This window comes from Streptomyces sp. NPDC005483, from assembly GCF_040606035.1.
GTDB lineage: Bacteria > Actinomycetota > Actinomycetes > Streptomycetales > Streptomycetaceae > Streptomyces.
This window is the reverse complement of record NZ_JBEXEA010000003.1, coordinates 167,817-181,429: the sequence shown is the minus strand read 5'-3', so window position 1 is coordinate 181,429 and position 13,613 is coordinate 167,817. Positions and strand designations below refer to the sequence as shown.

General features: G+C 70.8%; 12 protein-coding genes. 8 read left to right on the top strand and 4 right to left on the bottom strand.

What is annotated here, in order from left to right:
• The first annotated feature begins 58 nt into the window (after positions 1 to 58).
• The 4 genes from ABZT06_RS06960 (at position 59) to ABZT06_RS06945 (ending at position 2,286) form a co-directional block, all read left to right on the top strand.
• On the top strand, positions 59 to 301 hold the full coding sequence (locus ABZT06_RS06960) for a DUF397 domain-containing protein (RefSeq protein ID WP_328744573.1): 243 nt from the start codon (positions 59 to 61) through the stop codon (positions 299 to 301).
• A gap of 128 nt (positions 302 to 429) precedes the next feature.
• Entirely contained in the window at positions 430 to 1,035 is a 606-nt protein-coding gene (locus ABZT06_RS06955) for an ABATE domain-containing protein (RefSeq protein ID WP_355736018.1), read from the top strand.
• Positions 1,032 to 1,628, top strand: coding sequence for a hypothetical protein (locus ABZT06_RS06950; protein ID WP_355736016.1), 597 nt, complete (start codon positions 1,032 to 1,034; stop codon positions 1,626 to 1,628). The genes ABZT06_RS06955 and ABZT06_RS06950 overlap by 4 nt, the downstream gene beginning before the upstream one ends.
• 160 nt (positions 1,629 to 1,788) lie before the next feature.
• Positions 1,789 to 2,286, top strand: coding sequence for a hypothetical protein (locus tag ABZT06_RS06945; RefSeq protein ID WP_355736014.1), 498 nt, complete (start codon positions 1,789 to 1,791; stop codon positions 2,284 to 2,286).
• A gap of 60 nt (positions 2,287 to 2,346) precedes the next feature.
• Here the strand turns inward: ABZT06_RS06945 and ABZT06_RS06940 are convergent, their stop codons facing one another.
• Both ABZT06_RS06940 and ABZT06_RS06935 read right to left on the bottom strand, forming a co-directional pair.
• Positions 2,347 to 4,323 carry a peptidoglycan recognition family protein gene (locus ABZT06_RS06940; RefSeq protein WP_355736011.1) on the bottom strand — a complete coding sequence of 659 codons (1,977 nt, stop codon included), beginning with the start codon at positions 4,321 to 4,323 and terminating at the stop codon, positions 2,347 to 2,349.
• A gap of 263 nt (positions 4,324 to 4,586) precedes the next feature.
• On the bottom strand, positions 4,587 to 5,723 hold the full coding sequence (locus ABZT06_RS06935) for an aminoglycoside phosphotransferase family protein (RefSeq protein WP_355736008.1): 1,137 nt from the start codon (positions 5,721 to 5,723) through the stop codon (positions 4,587 to 4,589).
• 243 nt (positions 5,724 to 5,966) lie between these two features.
• Here ABZT06_RS06935 and ABZT06_RS06930 point away from each other — a divergent pair, with 243 nt between their 5' ends.
• On the top strand, positions 5,967 to 7,460 hold the full coding sequence (locus tag ABZT06_RS06930; protein ID WP_355736006.1) for a hypothetical protein: 1,494 nt from the start codon (positions 5,967 to 5,969) through the stop codon (positions 7,458 to 7,460).
• A gap of 21 nt (positions 7,461 to 7,481) precedes the next feature.
• Here the strand turns inward: ABZT06_RS06930 and ABZT06_RS06925 are convergent, their stop codons facing one another.
• On the bottom strand, positions 7,482 to 8,912 hold the full coding sequence (locus tag ABZT06_RS06925) for a SpoIIE family protein phosphatase (RefSeq protein WP_355736003.1): 1,431 nt from the start codon (positions 8,910 to 8,912) through the stop codon (positions 7,482 to 7,484).
• A 379-nt stretch (positions 8,913 to 9,291) separates the two neighbouring features.
• On the opposite strand from ABZT06_RS06925, the gene ABZT06_RS06920 reads away from it, so the two are divergent.
• Positions 9,292 to 9,705, top strand: a complete 414-nt coding sequence (locus ABZT06_RS06920) for an SsgA family sporulation/cell division regulator (RefSeq protein WP_355736001.1) — start codon at positions 9,292 to 9,294, stop codon at positions 9,703 to 9,705.
• A 34-nt stretch (positions 9,706 to 9,739) separates the two neighbouring features.
• On the opposite strand, the gene ABZT06_RS06915 is transcribed toward ABZT06_RS06920, so the two are convergent.
• On the bottom strand, positions 9,740 to 10,837 hold the full coding sequence (locus ABZT06_RS06915) for a chemotaxis protein (protein ID WP_355735999.1): 1,098 nt from the start codon (positions 10,835 to 10,837) through the stop codon (positions 9,740 to 9,742).
• An 89-nt stretch (positions 10,838 to 10,926) separates the two neighbouring features.
• Here ABZT06_RS06915 and ABZT06_RS06910 point away from each other — a divergent pair, with 89 nt between their 5' ends.
• Entirely contained in the window at positions 10,927 to 12,339 is a 1,413-nt protein-coding gene (locus tag ABZT06_RS06910) for a basic amino acid/polyamine antiporter (RefSeq protein WP_355735996.1), read from the top strand.
• Positions 12,340 to 12,368: 29 nt separating this feature from the next.
• Positions 12,369 to 13,613, top strand: coding sequence for an arginine deiminase (locus tag ABZT06_RS06905; RefSeq protein ID WP_355735993.1), 1,245 nt, complete (start codon positions 12,369 to 12,371; stop codon positions 13,611 to 13,613).

Below are 13,613 nucleotides of genomic sequence, written 5' to 3'. Positions count from 1 at the left end.
GCGGTCGGAGTCGATCGCTAGGCTGGCCGCGGACGACGCAATCGGGAGGAGCACGGACGTGGCCGAGACCACCATCCAGCAGCAGCCGCTCATGGGCTGGGACAAGCCGGAGCTGGACCTGAGCAACGCCGATTGGCACTCGAGCAGCCGCGGTCGGGGGGATGTACAGATCGCCTTCGTCGAGGGGTTCATCGCGATGCGCAACAGTGGCCGCCCGGAGAGCCCTTCCCTGATCTTCACCCCCGCCGAGTGGGGCGCGTTCGTGTCAGGGGCGCGGGAGGGAGAGTTCGACCTCACCTGAGGGTGGGCGCAGGACGGGAACCGCAGGATCTTCTGGATGGCTGAAGGGCCGCCGGGGCCCGGTCGGCGGACCAGTGCTGCTGCGACGACCGTGCGTTAATGCATGCGGCGACGTCTAGCATTAGCCGCATGCAGGACACGATCAACAGCGACACCCGTCTGGCCCTGGACCTGGCCCTCACCATCCGGCACGACGGACACGGCGGCGTCGCGGACGAGCTGAGCGGCCTCGCCGGTCTCACCGCGTGGGTCCGGGAGCACGCCGAGACGCTGCCGGACGCCGCGGACCTCGTCGTCGACGAGATGACCCTCGCCGCCGTCCGTGACCTGCGGGCCGCCGTCCGCGCCCTCTTCGCCCGCGCCGTGCGCCCCGGCGAGCCCAGCCCAGCCGACGCGGCACGCCTCCTGCCGGTGCCCGAGGCCGTCGCCCGCCTCAACGCGGCCGCCGCCCGCACCCCGACCGTCCCCGTGCTGCACTGGACCGACGACGCCGAACCCGTCGTACACCGGCGGCCGTTGCCGGGCACCGACCTCACGGCCGTACTCGCGCAGGCCGCGATCGCGTTTCTCTCCGGAGCCGACCGGCCGCGGCTGCGCGCCTGCCATGCCCCGCGCTGCGTGCGCTACTTCCTGAAGGATCATCCGCGGCAGGAGTGGTGCAAGCCCTCCTGCGGCAACCGCGCCCGCGTGGCACGGCATCATGAGCGCCACAGGAAGCAAGGGGAGCGACCGTGACGTCGAAGGCGGCCCGACGGCGGTTCAAGAAGGGCGAACGGCTGCGGGCGTTCCGGGAGACGCGGCGCAGTGAGCTGCGGAACCGGCGGGGTGAGCGGTTCCGTTCGGCCCTGGCCGCCCTGAGCGCCGTCGTGTTCGGCGTGGTGCTGACCGGCTATTCGGGTCTGATGCTCGCGGGGGCCGTGGGGCTGTCCGGGACCTCGGGACGACTGCACGTCGACTCGTGCGACGTGGTGGGGAGCCACAGCAAGCCGACCATCGAATGCCATGGCCAACTGCTGTCGGCCGGCGGCCGGTTGGTGGACACCGACGCGGTCATCGAGGCCGACGCCCGCATCGGATCCACGATCCCCGTACGCGACCAGCCGCTCACCGGGCTGGAGACGCTCGGTTTCCGGGCGATCGCCGGCTGGGCGGCCCTGACGGCGATGGGGCTCGCCGTCCTCGACTTCGGGATCGTCATGGTGCTCACCCTGTCCGGACGGGACGCCGGCGCGACAGCCGGATCCCGCTCCGGCGCCACGCTGGCCGGGATCGCCGGAGCCGGTGGGCTGATCTACCTTCTCGCCGTGCTGTACGAACACGCCTTCTAGCCACGGCCGCGGTGGGCCGTGCCACGGCGCACCCGAACCGGAAACGGACAGTACCGGCCCGCGAACGGTGAGCGATCCCACGCAGGGGCGCCGGTACCCGCCCGGCCGGCCCCCGCACACCTGCGCCCGCACGAGCACGTAACCGCATTACCATGGGCGCATGTCGTTCCTCCGCCGCCGCAGCGCAACCCCCGCCGGTCCAGACTTCGACGTACTGGCCATGGACCCGGGCGACTGGCCCGGCAACCTCGGCGCGGGGCTCCTGCCCGCTCCCGACGGCACCTGCCAGGGCGTTTTCCTGCGCTACGACCTCTTCGGCGGCCGCGGCCCCGCGATGATCATCGGCAACCTCCCCGAGGGCTCCCCGGCCCGCGAGGTCTCCGAAGGAGAGGTCCCCTTCGAGGTGGCCCAGCTGTTGATCGCGCTGGAGAACGACGAGGAGGTGACCGTCACCGACACCGAGGACGTGCCGGTGATGCAGGGCGACAACCTCCTGATCGTGCGCCGCCTCAAGCTCTCCGAGAGCCGGATCTCCTGCGTCCAGTTCGACCGCAGCGACAACGTCCTGGTGACCATCGCCGCCTGGGACCGCCCGATCACGGACGACCTGTACGCCCTCCTCAAGCCCCTCCCGGCGGAGCTCTTCCAGCAGGGCTGACCGCCGGGCCGGTGGCGGCCCCACTCCCGAGGAGTGGAGCCGCCACCTCCCGGACGCTCCCTACCGGCGCGGCTGCCCCGGCCGGCGCTGTACCGACGGCTTCACATCGACGTCCGCCGCCCGCACGAACGCCACCCGGTGGCCGTACTGGATCTCGTAGTAGCGGTCCTGGCCGACCACGACCTTGTGCGAGTCCGTCGTGAAGGTGACCGCGTAGTAGTACTCGCCGGGCACCTTGTCACCGACGACGTACGTCTGGCCCTTGAGCACCTTGTACGGCAGCGGCGACACCGCCTGCGCGGGAACCCCCGTCGGATAGGCGGAGGCCTCGGGGTAGGCGCGGCCGTACACCGGGACGCTGTCCAGGCCCTCCTTCGGGGTCACCACGAGTCCGGCGGCGCTCACCGCGGTCGGGCTGCTCGCGGGGTTCTTGAACCACGCCTTCTGGCCCAGGTACCAGATCGCCGTCCAGTCGCCGTCCCGGCCGGCGACCGCGTACTGCTGGCCGGTGGACACGCGCGACGACAGGTCGTTGACGTCGGTCGTCGGAGCCTTGCCGCCCAGCCCGATGTCCGTGATCAGGGCGGAGCTCTCGTCGGGGGCCGAGTAGAGGCGTACCTCGCTCGAACCGTGGGAGGCGCAGGGCTCGCCCTTGGTGACACAGCCCGTGTACCGCGGCTGGTTGGCGGCGTAGTCGGGACGGATCGTCACCAGACCGCCCCACCTGGGGGCGGTGGCCCTGAACGGGTGGCCCAGCAGCTCGAAGTAGTGCCGCCAGTCCCAGTACGGGCCGGGGTCCGTGTGCATGCCCGCGACGGTCGAGGTCGTCGGGCCCGGCACGTTGTCGTGGCCGAGGATGTGCTGCCGGTCCAGCGGGATGCCGTACTTCGCGGAGAGGTACCTCACCAGCCGCGCCGAGGACCGGTACATCGCCTCCGTGTACCAGGCGTCCGGATTCGCCAGGAAGCCCTCGTGCTCCAGGCCGATCGACTTGGCGTTGACGTACCAGTTGCCCGCGTGCCAGGCCACGTCCTTCGCCTTCACATGCTGGGCGATGTGACCGTCGGTCGAGCGCAGGGTGTAGTTCCACGACACATAGGTCGGGTCCTGCACCAGGTTGAGGACACCCTCCCAGGAGCCCTCAGTGTCGTGGATGACGATGTACTTGATGCTCTGCGAGGCCGGCCGATCGCCGAGGTCGTGGTTGCCGTAGTCGTTGTCCCCGAATTCCTGGTACGGCGCCGGGATCCACTCGCAGGCCACCGTCTTCGGGCACTCGGTGTCGCCCGCCTTCGGTTTCCTGAGGCCCGCCCGGGTGAGCTGCGCGGTGTCCGGGGCGAGCTGCGGCCGCCCGGCCAGGACGATCCGCTGACCGGCGTCGGTGGTGCGTTCCTCGCCGGAGCGAAGCACCTCGAAGACGTCGTTCGCGTACGCCGCCGCGGTCGCGCTGTCGTCCGCGCCGGAGAAGCGGGCCACCGCGCCGTACCAGTCCGCCGGGTCCTGGCTCAGCGGCTCGCCCAGGTCCTTCTGGGCGGCGGCCAGCAACGCGGCACCGCCGGCGACGTTCGCCGCCGGGTCGGTGCGCAGGTCCTGCGTGCTCAGGCCGGTCAGCTCGGCGGCCTTCGGCAGTGTTTCGAGGCGGGCGGGGAGGTCCGCGGGCTCCGGGATCCTCGCGTCGGGCAGCAGGGCGGCGCGGGCGCTGTCGCCGCGTGCGTCCTCCGTGCCCTCGCTGTGGTGCGTCGCCGAGGCGAGCGCGGTGTGGGCGTCGGTCAGGTGCATCGGGCCGTAGCCCCCGGTCACGCTCGGGGCGCCGCCGTGCGTGTCCCAGCGGGACTGGAGGTACGAGACACCCAGCAGGACGCTCTGCGGCACCCGGTACTCGGCGGCCGCCGCGGCGAAGGCCCGCTGGAGGCCGGCCGAGGAGTCCTCGGCCGACGACGGGGCCGCACCGAGCAGGGGCAGCAGCAGGGCGGTGCCGGCCAGCGTGCCGACCACCCGCCGGGTGGCTCTGTTGGGGTCGGTGACGGATCCTCGCAATGCAGCCTCCTGGGACGATCGAGCGCGATGAGTCGAGCGGGGCCGGGCGTGCGTCAGTGCTACCGGCTTGTCGACGATCCGTCAATCATGCCCAGAGGCAGGGGATTTCCCCTGTCACCCGGGAACCACGGGAGTTTCGTGGCGGGGCCCCACGGGCCTGGGGGGCGTCAGTGGCGTACACCAATGGCCCCTGGCGAGAAGCAGCACATACGAAGGTCCGCGGCGCGCCGCTCCACAGGGCGCACCGCGGACCACCGTCCCCGTCAGCGAGTGCCGACCGCCGCGCGCACGGCCCGACGGGCCAGCTGGCAGTCGTCGTGCAGCCGCCTCAGCAGCAGCCGCTGTTCCTCGCCGGACGGCGCAGCACCCGGGTGGGCAGCGCCCGGTGCCGCCGGGGTCGCGTCGTGCATCGAACGCTGCACGGCCGTCTCGTAGGTACGGATCTCACGGGTCAGGACCAGCATCAGGTTCACCAGGAAAGCGTCCCGCGAGGCCGGGCCCGCCGACTGGGCGATCTGGCTGATCTGACGACGGGCCACCGGCGCGTCACCGAGGACCGACCACAGCGTCGCCAGGTCGTAGCCCGGCAGATACCAGCCCGCGTGCTCCCAGTCCACCAGCACTGGACCGGCCGGTGAGAGCAGGATGTTCGAGAGCAGTGCGTCGCCGTGGCAGAACTGGCCCATGCCCTGCCGGCCCGCCGAGTGCGCGATGCCGTGCAGCAGCTTCTGGAGGTCGCCCATGTCCCGGTCGGTCAGCAGCCCCAGCTCGTGGTAGCGGGAGATGCGGGCCGCGTAGTCGAGCGGGGCGTCGAAGGTGCCCACCGGGGGCCGCCAGGCGTTGAGCCGGCAGACCGCGCCGAGCGCCGCCCTGATGTCGGCGCGGGGCGGAGCCTCCGCGGGATGCCGGTGCAGTGCCGCCACCCGGCCGGGCATCCGCTCGATGACGAGCGTGCAGTTGTCCGGGTCGGCCGCGATCAGCCGGGGGACGCGCACTGGAGGGCGGTGCCGGACGAACGAGCGGTAGGCGGCTATTTCGTGCCGGATCCGCTCGGCCCATACGGGGGAGTGGTCGAGTAAACACTTGGCGACGGCCGTGCTGCGTCCCGTCGTACCGACCAGGAGCACGGAGCGTCCGCTGCGGCGCAGCACCTGCACCGGCGCGAACTCCGGGCAGATCCGGTGCACCGACGCGATCGCCGTGCGCAGCTGGGCGCCCTGGGGGCCGGACAAGTCGAGTCTCCCGCTGAGCGGTTGGGTGCCGAGCCCCGGAACGCGCCGTGCCCTGCCCGTACCCGGTACGGGGGCCGTCGGCCGCGCGGGGTCGAGGTAGGGGCCACCGCCCGGGCGGAGATGCGGCGACCGGGGCGGGGCGGACACGGAGGACGATGCTGCGTACATGGGCGAGACAGATCCCTTCGTGTGCCTGCTGTGCCTGGGAAAGCAGTGCGCCGCCCGGCCCGGATCACCGGGTGCACCCTGGGGAATGTCCCTGTGCGGTCCGGGTCGGGGTGGCGCGTTCCTACCTCACCGCATATGCCGCGTGGCACACCATCTGGCGAACCCTGGCGAACCCTGGCGAATAGTCCCCGAGCAACTGACGCGGGGCTACTGTCAACTCAGCCGAGAACCTGGGGGCTTGACGTGAGCGGACAATCCAACACCCGACTTTCGGACCTGTTCGGCCTGGCCGGCTGGTCCAAGGGTGAACTCGCGAGGCTGGTCAACCGGCAGGCGGCGGCAATGGGCCATCCCCAGCTCTCGACCGACACCTCCCGGGTGCGGCGGTGGATCGACATGGGAGAGATCCCGCGCGATCCGGTGCCGCGGGTGCTGGCGGCTCTGTTCACCGAGCGTCTCGGCCGTGTCGTGACCATCGAGGACCTCGGTCTGGTCAGGCACGGGCGTACGGGGAAACGGCAGGGCGACGGGAGTGCGGAACATCCCGACGGCATGCCGTGGGCGCCCGACCGAACCGCCGCGGTCCTCACCGAATTCACGGGAATGGACCTCATGCTCAACCGACGCGGCTTGGTGGGCGCGGGTGCAGCGCTCGCCGCGGGATCCGCACTCACCGGTGCCATGCACGACTGGCTGCACACCGATCCGGCCCTCACCGCCGATGCCCCTCAGTTCGACGACCCCCTGCACGCCGACCCCGCCGGGTTCGACCGTTACGAGGCCGCCCCCATCGGGTCGCAGGAGATCGAGGAACTGGAGCGCTCGGTCGAGGTGTTCCGGGCCTGGGACGCGGCCCGCGGCGGCGGCCTGCAGCGCAAGGCGGTCGTGGGCCAGCTCAACGAGGTGGGCGGCATGCTCGCCTACCGGCACCCCGACCATCTCCAGCGGCGCCTGTGGGGCGTCGCCGCCAACCTGGCCGTCCTCGCGGGCTGGATGTCCCACGACGTCGGCCTCGAACCGACCGCCCAGAAGTACTTCGTGATCGCCGCCCATGCCGCGCGAGAGGGCGGTGACCGGCCCCGCGCCGGCGAGGCGCTCTCCCGTGCGGCCCGCCAGATGGTGCACCTGGGCCGGCCCGACGACGCGCTCGACCTGATGAAACTCGCCCGGTCCGGCTCCGGCGAACAGGTGCTGCCCCGCACGAAGGCGATGCTCTACACCATCGAGGCCTGGGCACAGGCGTCCATGGGCAAGGGCCAGGCCATGCGCCGCACCCTCGGACAGGCGGAGGACCTCTTCGTCTCCGACAAGGGTGACGTGCCGTCGCCGAGCTGGATGCAGACCTTCAAGGAGGAGGATCTGTACGGCATGCAGGCTCTGGCCTACCGCACGCTGGCGGAGCACGAGCCGGGTGCGGCCGCGCACGCCCAGCACTACGCGGAGAAGGCCCTCGCGCTGCGGGTCGACGGGCGGCAGCGGTCGAAGATCTTCGACTTCCTGTCGATGGCCTCGGCCTGTTTCATCGCCGACGACCCCGAACAGGCGGACCGCTACGCGCGGTTGGCGCTGGTCTCGATGGGCTCCAACTCCTCCCACCGCACCTGGGACCGGCTGCGCCAGATGTACCGGCTCACCGCCGAGTACTCCAGCTACCCGAAGATCAACGAACTGCGCGAGGAGATCAGGCTGGCGTTGCCGAAGCCGAAGGGAAGGGGTGGCAACAGCGCACGGGCGTGAGCTTGTCCGAAGTCACGCTTGTCATGAAGTCACCTTGGCGATGAGCACGCAGGCGTCGTCCTCGCGTTCGGTCTCGCCGAACTCCTCCATGACCATCCGCACACAGTCCTGCGCGGTGCGCGCCCCGCCGAACCGGGGGGCCAGGTCCAGAAGCCGCTCCACGGCAGCCGTGTGGTCGCACCCGGGCACCAGTCCGTCCGTGTGCAGCAGGAGCAGGTCTCCCGGTTGGAGGGTCTCCTCGGCCTGCGCGTAGACGGCTGCGGAGGTCGCGCCGAGGAGCACGCCGTCGGGCGAGTCCAGCCGGCGCCCCGTCCCGCCCCGGAACAGCAGCGGGGCGGGGTGCCCGGCCTGCGCCCAGACCAGGGTGCGGGTATCGGGGCGGTAGCGGCAGCAGACCGCGCTGCCGAGGGCCGGTTGCACGGTGGCGTCGAGCAACTGGTTGAGCAGGGCCATCAGCCGGCCAGGCTGGGTGCCCGCCATGGCCATGCCGCGTACGGCACCGAGGAGGGTCGCCCTGCCGGAGGCCACGGAGACTCCGTGGCCGGTGAGGTCGCCGACGCTGAGGAGCGTCTCGCCGTCGGCCAGTTCGAGTGCGTCGTACCAGTCGCCGCCGATCAGGGCGTTCGATGACGCCGGCAGATAGTGGGCGGCCAGGTCCAGGGTCTGGGTGCCCTGGTGCGGGAGCCGCAGGGAGCCACGCCCCGGCGGCAGCACGGCCTCCTGCAGCTCGACCGCGAGCCGGTGCTCGCTGTGCGCGCGCTGCCGGTGGCGTTGTAACGAGTCACGGGTCTCGCTCACCGCCCGTTCACTGCGGCGCAGTTCGCTGACGTCCCGCAGGACGGCCCACATCGAGGCGGTGCTGCCGTCGGCGGCGAGCACGGGCTCGCCCATCATGTGGACGGTGCGCACCTCGCCCCCCTGGCGCACCACGCGGAACTCGCCGTCTATGCGCTTGGCGTCGACCAGACAGTCCGTGACCATGACGGTCAGCTTCGGCCGGTCCTCGTCGAGCACCAGGGAAGGGAGCTCGTCGAGGGTGAGCGGGGCGGTGGTGCGGTCGCGGCCCAGGATCTCGTACAGCTCCCCGGACCAACTGGCCTCGTCCGTCAGCAGGTTCCACTCCGCGCTGCCGACCCGGCTGAGCAACGAGCCGCGCCGGGGAGCGGGCGGCGCGGTTCGCGCGGCGGACTCCGCCCCGGGCGCCGACGGCACGGGCGGCGGTCCGTCCCGCAGCTGGGCCAAGTGCTGGTCCAGATCGCTGAGTTGGTGCAGGGCGAGGTCGTACAGCGCGCGCTGCCAGCGCTCCTGGGGGTCCGATTCGTCGCTGGGCGCGTCCCGTCGTACGGCGTCCACGTCACCCTTGAGCCGCCGCGCCTGCGATATGAGCGCGTCGACCGAACCGCGTCCTGGGGGCTGGGCGGCGGGGCGGTCCGCGGAGAGGTGGGACGGCATGACGCACTCCGATGCGGGGACGGTTCGACCAAGGAGGGGTGGAGGGACCGTTACGACTGTTGCACAGGCCGCGACGCGCTGTAAGGGATTTGGCGGCACACGATACGGTGGTGCTTCTGGCATATGCCACAGTCTTCACAGAGCGGTCGTACGGCGCGTGTCGTCTACGCCGTTCGGTGGGCCAAGTCGTAGGTGGCCTACGTGACTTGATGGTGCGCCGGAGTGGTCGTCCCGGTGTCCATCCATGTGTTCGACGGGCGTGTGTTCCAAGGAGTGTGACACAGGTGGATCGCACCTGGTGGCACGCATGTGACGCGGGTCACAAAAATTCACCCCCGCTCAGACGTAATGCAAACGGCGCCTGCGAGCTCCTAAGAACATGGACACGACCTTCGAGCAGACCGCCCACGCTCGCCTGATCGCCGCGGAGAACCGGCGACTGCCCGTTCCCGCCACGCTGCGCTACGGCTCCACCGACCCGCTGGCGGTGTGCGTCGACTTCCCGTCCGAAGTCTCCCTGGACGGGCGGGAGGTGACCTGGACCTTCGCCCGTGCCCTGCTGGAGGAGGGGCTGCGCGGCCCGGCCGGCGGCGGGGACGTGCACATCTGGCCGTGCGGCAGGGACACCACGGTCGTGGAGTTCCACTCGCCGTACGGCCTGGCCCTCCTGCAGTTCGACACGCCCACCCTGCGCGGCTTCCTGCTGCGGACCTACGCGCTGGTCGGCGCCGGCCAGGAGGACCTCGGCGAAGCCGTCGAGCAGGGGCTCAACGCGCTCTTCGGGAGCGTGTGAGGGGGGTACGGCGTCTCGGTGGACGCCCTCCCGTTCAGTACCGCAGCACCCCCGCGATCCCGTCGGCGCCGCCCAGTGTGCCGTCCGGGACGAAGCGGACGTCGGCGCCGGTCTCCAGGCACTGTTCGACGATCTCGTCCACGATGTCCTCGCGGGCGTCGAGGTCGCCGCTCTCGGCCGGGACCAGATGGTCGCCGCCCTCGTCGCGCACCGTCACCCGGTAGTTCTCCTCCACGGCCAGCAGTCGTAGGCGGCCCTCCCGGGCGCTCTGCCAGATCTCGTCGACGCCGGCCGCGAACGCCCGCCGCCCGCGCGCCGACTCGAGTTCGTGCGTCACCGCTTCGGTGCTCTTGCGTGCCTCCGCGGCGACCAGCGGCCGCACCGCCTGCCACACGGCGTCCGGGGTGCCGTGCGCGAGACCGCCGTGCGGGACGTGCACCGCGTCCTTGGTGACACTTCCGACATCGTCGAGCGCGGACAGCGCGGCGGTCTCGCCGGTGATGTACAGCGGCCGCGGGTCCTCGCGCAGGAGCTTGGTCATCGCCGTGTCGGCGTCCCGCAGGAAGTGCCGTGTGTCCTCGTCCCGGAAGGTGCTCGGCATGTCGCCGATCCGCTCCAGGCGCTCGGCGTCGAAGTTCTCGCGGGTCCTGGTCAGCGGGAAGCCGTCGGACCGGTGCTCGGTGACCCGGTCGACGCCGCCGTTCCACAGCGCGGCGCGATCGGCGGAGACCGACAGTACCCAGAACGGCCGTTCGGAGGCCTGTGCGGAGACGAGGTTGCGGGTCAGGAAGGTGTCCGAGAGCACCACACGCTCCGGAACGGCACGGGCCAGGGACCACACCTGGTGCTCGCCCGGCGCGGCGAAGATCACCAGTCCGTCCTCGGCATGCGTCAGATCGATCTCGGTGAGGGCCTGATCGAGCTGCCGGGCGACGTCGATGCGCCGTTCCCGGGGGACCGCCGGATCGGCCTCCAGCTGCTTCTTGGCCTCGGCCACCACATTGCGCAGCCGGACCGGATCCTGGGCGTTCTCGGGTTCGCGGCGGTGGGTCGGCGTCAGCACGGACACCGCCGGGTAGGCGCGCGGGCGGCGCAGTTCGGAGAGGGTCGCAGGGCTGAGTGCGTGCTCCATAACAGCACCATAGGACCGTTCGGCCGATCAGGCATTTGGGGCAACTCGATCGGGCAATCAGAACATTGCGTGGTTAACGTGATGATCTCATGGCAAAGAACGACACCGAGGTCCGGGCCCCCGCCACCACCGCGAAACTGAGCCTCCCGACGCTGACCACCATGGTCGTCGGTTCCATGGTCGGCGCCGGTGTCTTCTCCCTGCCCCGCCGGTTCGCGCAGGAGACGGGCGTGGCCGGGGCGCTCATCGCGTGGGCGGTCGCCGGCACCGGGATGCTGATGCTGGCGTTCGTCTTCCAGAACCTCGCCGTCCGCCGCCCCGACCTCGACGCCGGGGTGTACGCCTACGCCAAGGCCGGCTTCGGTGAATACCTCGGATTCTTCTCGGCGTTCGGCTACTGGGCGAGCGCCTGCGTGGGCAACGTGACGTACTGGGTGCTGATCATGTCGACGGTCGGCACCCTCTGGCCCGCGCTCGGCGAGGGCGACACCGTGCTCGCGGTGGTGCTCTCCTCGGCGGGGCTGTGGCTGTTCTTCGCGCTCATCAGCCGGGGCGTGAAGGAGGCGGCGGCGATCAACCGGATCGTCACCATCGCCAAGATCGTGCCGATCCTCGTCTTCGTGATCCTCGCGCTCTGCTATCTCAAGCCGTCCGTCTTCGCCGACAACTTCGCCGGCGCCGACTACGCGGGCTCGCTGTTCCAGCAGGTCAAGGGCACCATGCTGGCAACGGTCTTCGTGTTCCTTGGAGTCGAGGGCGCGAGCGTCTACTCCCGTCACGCGCGCCGCCGCGAGGACGTCGGAAGGGCCACCGTCCTGGGCTTCCTCAGCGTCTTCGCGATCTTCGCCTCGGTGACCATCGTGTCGTACGGCATCATGCCGATGAGCGAGATCGCCGACCTGCGCCAGCCCTCCATGGCGGGCGTGCTGGAGCACGCGGTCGGCACCTGGGGCCAGGTCTTCGTCAGCGTCGGCCTGATCGTCTCCGTGCTCGGCGCCTATCTCGCCTGGACGCTGATGGCCGCGGAGGTGCTGTTCGTGGCGGCCAAGGACGACGACATGCCGCGGTTCCTGAAGCGCTCGACGGCGGCCGACGTCCCGGTGCCCGCACTGGTGATGACCACCCTGCTCAGCCAGCTCTTCCTCGTCGTCACCCTGTTCTCGGACGACGCGTTCAACTTCGCCCTCGATCTGACCAGCGCGCTGACCCTGATCCCGTTCCTGCTCGCGGCGGCCTTCGCGGTGCGCGTGGGAGTGCGGGGCGAACTGGTGGTCGCCCTCCTCGCCACGCTCTACACCGCGTTCCTCATCTACGCGGCGGGCCTGAAGTTCGTCCTCGTCTCCTTCATCGTCTACGCCCCAGCCACCGCGCTGTTCGTGATGGCCCGCAAGGAGCAGGGCAGACGGCTGTTCTCACCGCGCGAGCTCGTCATCCTCGCCGTCTCGGTCGCCGGGGCCGTCCTCGGGATGGTCGCCCTGACGCTGGGCTGGATCAGCCTCTGACCTCTCAAGTGCTCGGAAAGGTGCTCCTCGTGACCAGTACCGCATACGGCGTCCACTCCGAGGTCGGAAGGCTGCGCAAGGTGCTGGTCTGCGCGCCCGGGCTCGCCCACCGCAGACTCACCCCCACCAACTCCGACGACCTGCTCTTCGACGACGTGATGTGGGTGGAGAACGCCCAGCGCGACCACGCCGACTTCGTCAACAAGCTGCGGGAACGGGACGTGGACGTCGTCGAGCTGCACGACCTGCTCGCGCGGACCATGGCGGTCCCCGGGGCCCGGGACTGGCTGCTCGACCGCAAGATCGTGGCCAACGAGGTCGGCATCGGCCTCATCGACGCCACCCGCGCCTACCTGGAGACCCTCGAACCCGACCGTCTCGCCCGCTACCTGATCGGCGGCCTGGCCACCACCGACCTGCCCGAGGAGTTCCGCTCCGCCCACATCGTGCTGGCCCGCGAGTCCACCGGCGTGCGTGAGTACCTGATGCCGCCACTGCCCAACACCCTGTACACCCGCGACACCACGTGCTGGCTCTACGGCGGCCTCACCCTCAACCCGCTGTACTGGCCCGCCCGGCACGACGAGACGCTGCTGATGAAGGCCGTCTACACCTTCCACCCCGACTTCGCGGGCGCCACCGTCTGGTGGGGAGACCCCGAACTCGACTGGGGACAGGCCACGTTCGAGGGCGGCGACATCATGCCGGTGGGCAACGGTGTCGTGCTGATGGGCATGAGCGAGCGGACCTCGCGGCAGGCGATCACCCAGGTGGCGGCCGCCCTCTTCGCGAACGGCGCCGCCGAGCACGTCGTCGTCGCCGGTATGCCCAAACTGCGCTCCGCGATGCACCTGGACACCGTCTTCACCTTCGCCGACCGCGACCTGGTGACCCTCTACCCGGCCATCATGGAGGCCGTCCACACCTTCTCCCTCAGGCCCTGCGACAAGGCGCCCGGCATCGAAGTCGTCGACGAGGGCTCGGCGGCCTTCGTCGACGTCGTCGCCAAGGCCCTCGGACTGCCGGAGCTGCGAGTCGTCGAGACCGGCGGGGACGTCTACGCCTCCGAACGCCAGCAATGGGACAGCGGCAACAACGCCGTCGCCCTGGAGCCCGGTGTGGTCTTCACCTACGACCGCAACACCCAGACCAACACCCTGCTGCGCAAGGCCGGCATCGAGGTCGTCACCATCGTCGGCGCCGAACTGGGGCGCGGCCGGGGCGGTGGGCACTGCATGACCTGCCCGATCGTGCGGGACCCGGTGGAGTTCTGA

Excerpts from the sequence above, each read along its gene's own strand:
- ABZT06_RS06955 (WP_355736018.1), top strand. The coding sequence starts at position 430 with ATGCAGGACACGATCAACAGCGACACCCGTCTGGCCCTGGACCTGGCC.
- ABZT06_RS06945 (WP_355736014.1), top strand. The coding sequence starts at position 1,789 with ATGTCGTTCCTCCGCCGCCGCAGCGCAACCCCCGCCGGTCCAGACTTC.
- ABZT06_RS06935 (WP_355736008.1), bottom strand. The coding sequence starts at position 5,723 with ATGTACGCAGCATCGTCCTCCGTGTCCGCCCCGCCCCGGTCGCCGCAT.
- ABZT06_RS06925 (WP_355736003.1), bottom strand. The coding sequence starts at position 8,912 with ATGCCGTCCCACCTCTCCGCGGACCGCCCCGCCGCCCAGCCCCCAGGA.
- ABZT06_RS06920 (WP_355736001.1), top strand. The coding sequence starts at position 9,292 with ATGGACACGACCTTCGAGCAGACCGCCCACGCTCGCCTGATCGCCGCG.
- ABZT06_RS06915 (WP_355735999.1), bottom strand. The coding sequence starts at position 10,837 with ATGGAGCACGCACTCAGCCCTGCGACCCTCTCCGAACTGCGCCGCCCG.
- ABZT06_RS06910 (WP_355735996.1), top strand. The coding sequence starts at position 10,927 with ATGGCAAAGAACGACACCGAGGTCCGGGCCCCCGCCACCACCGCGAAA.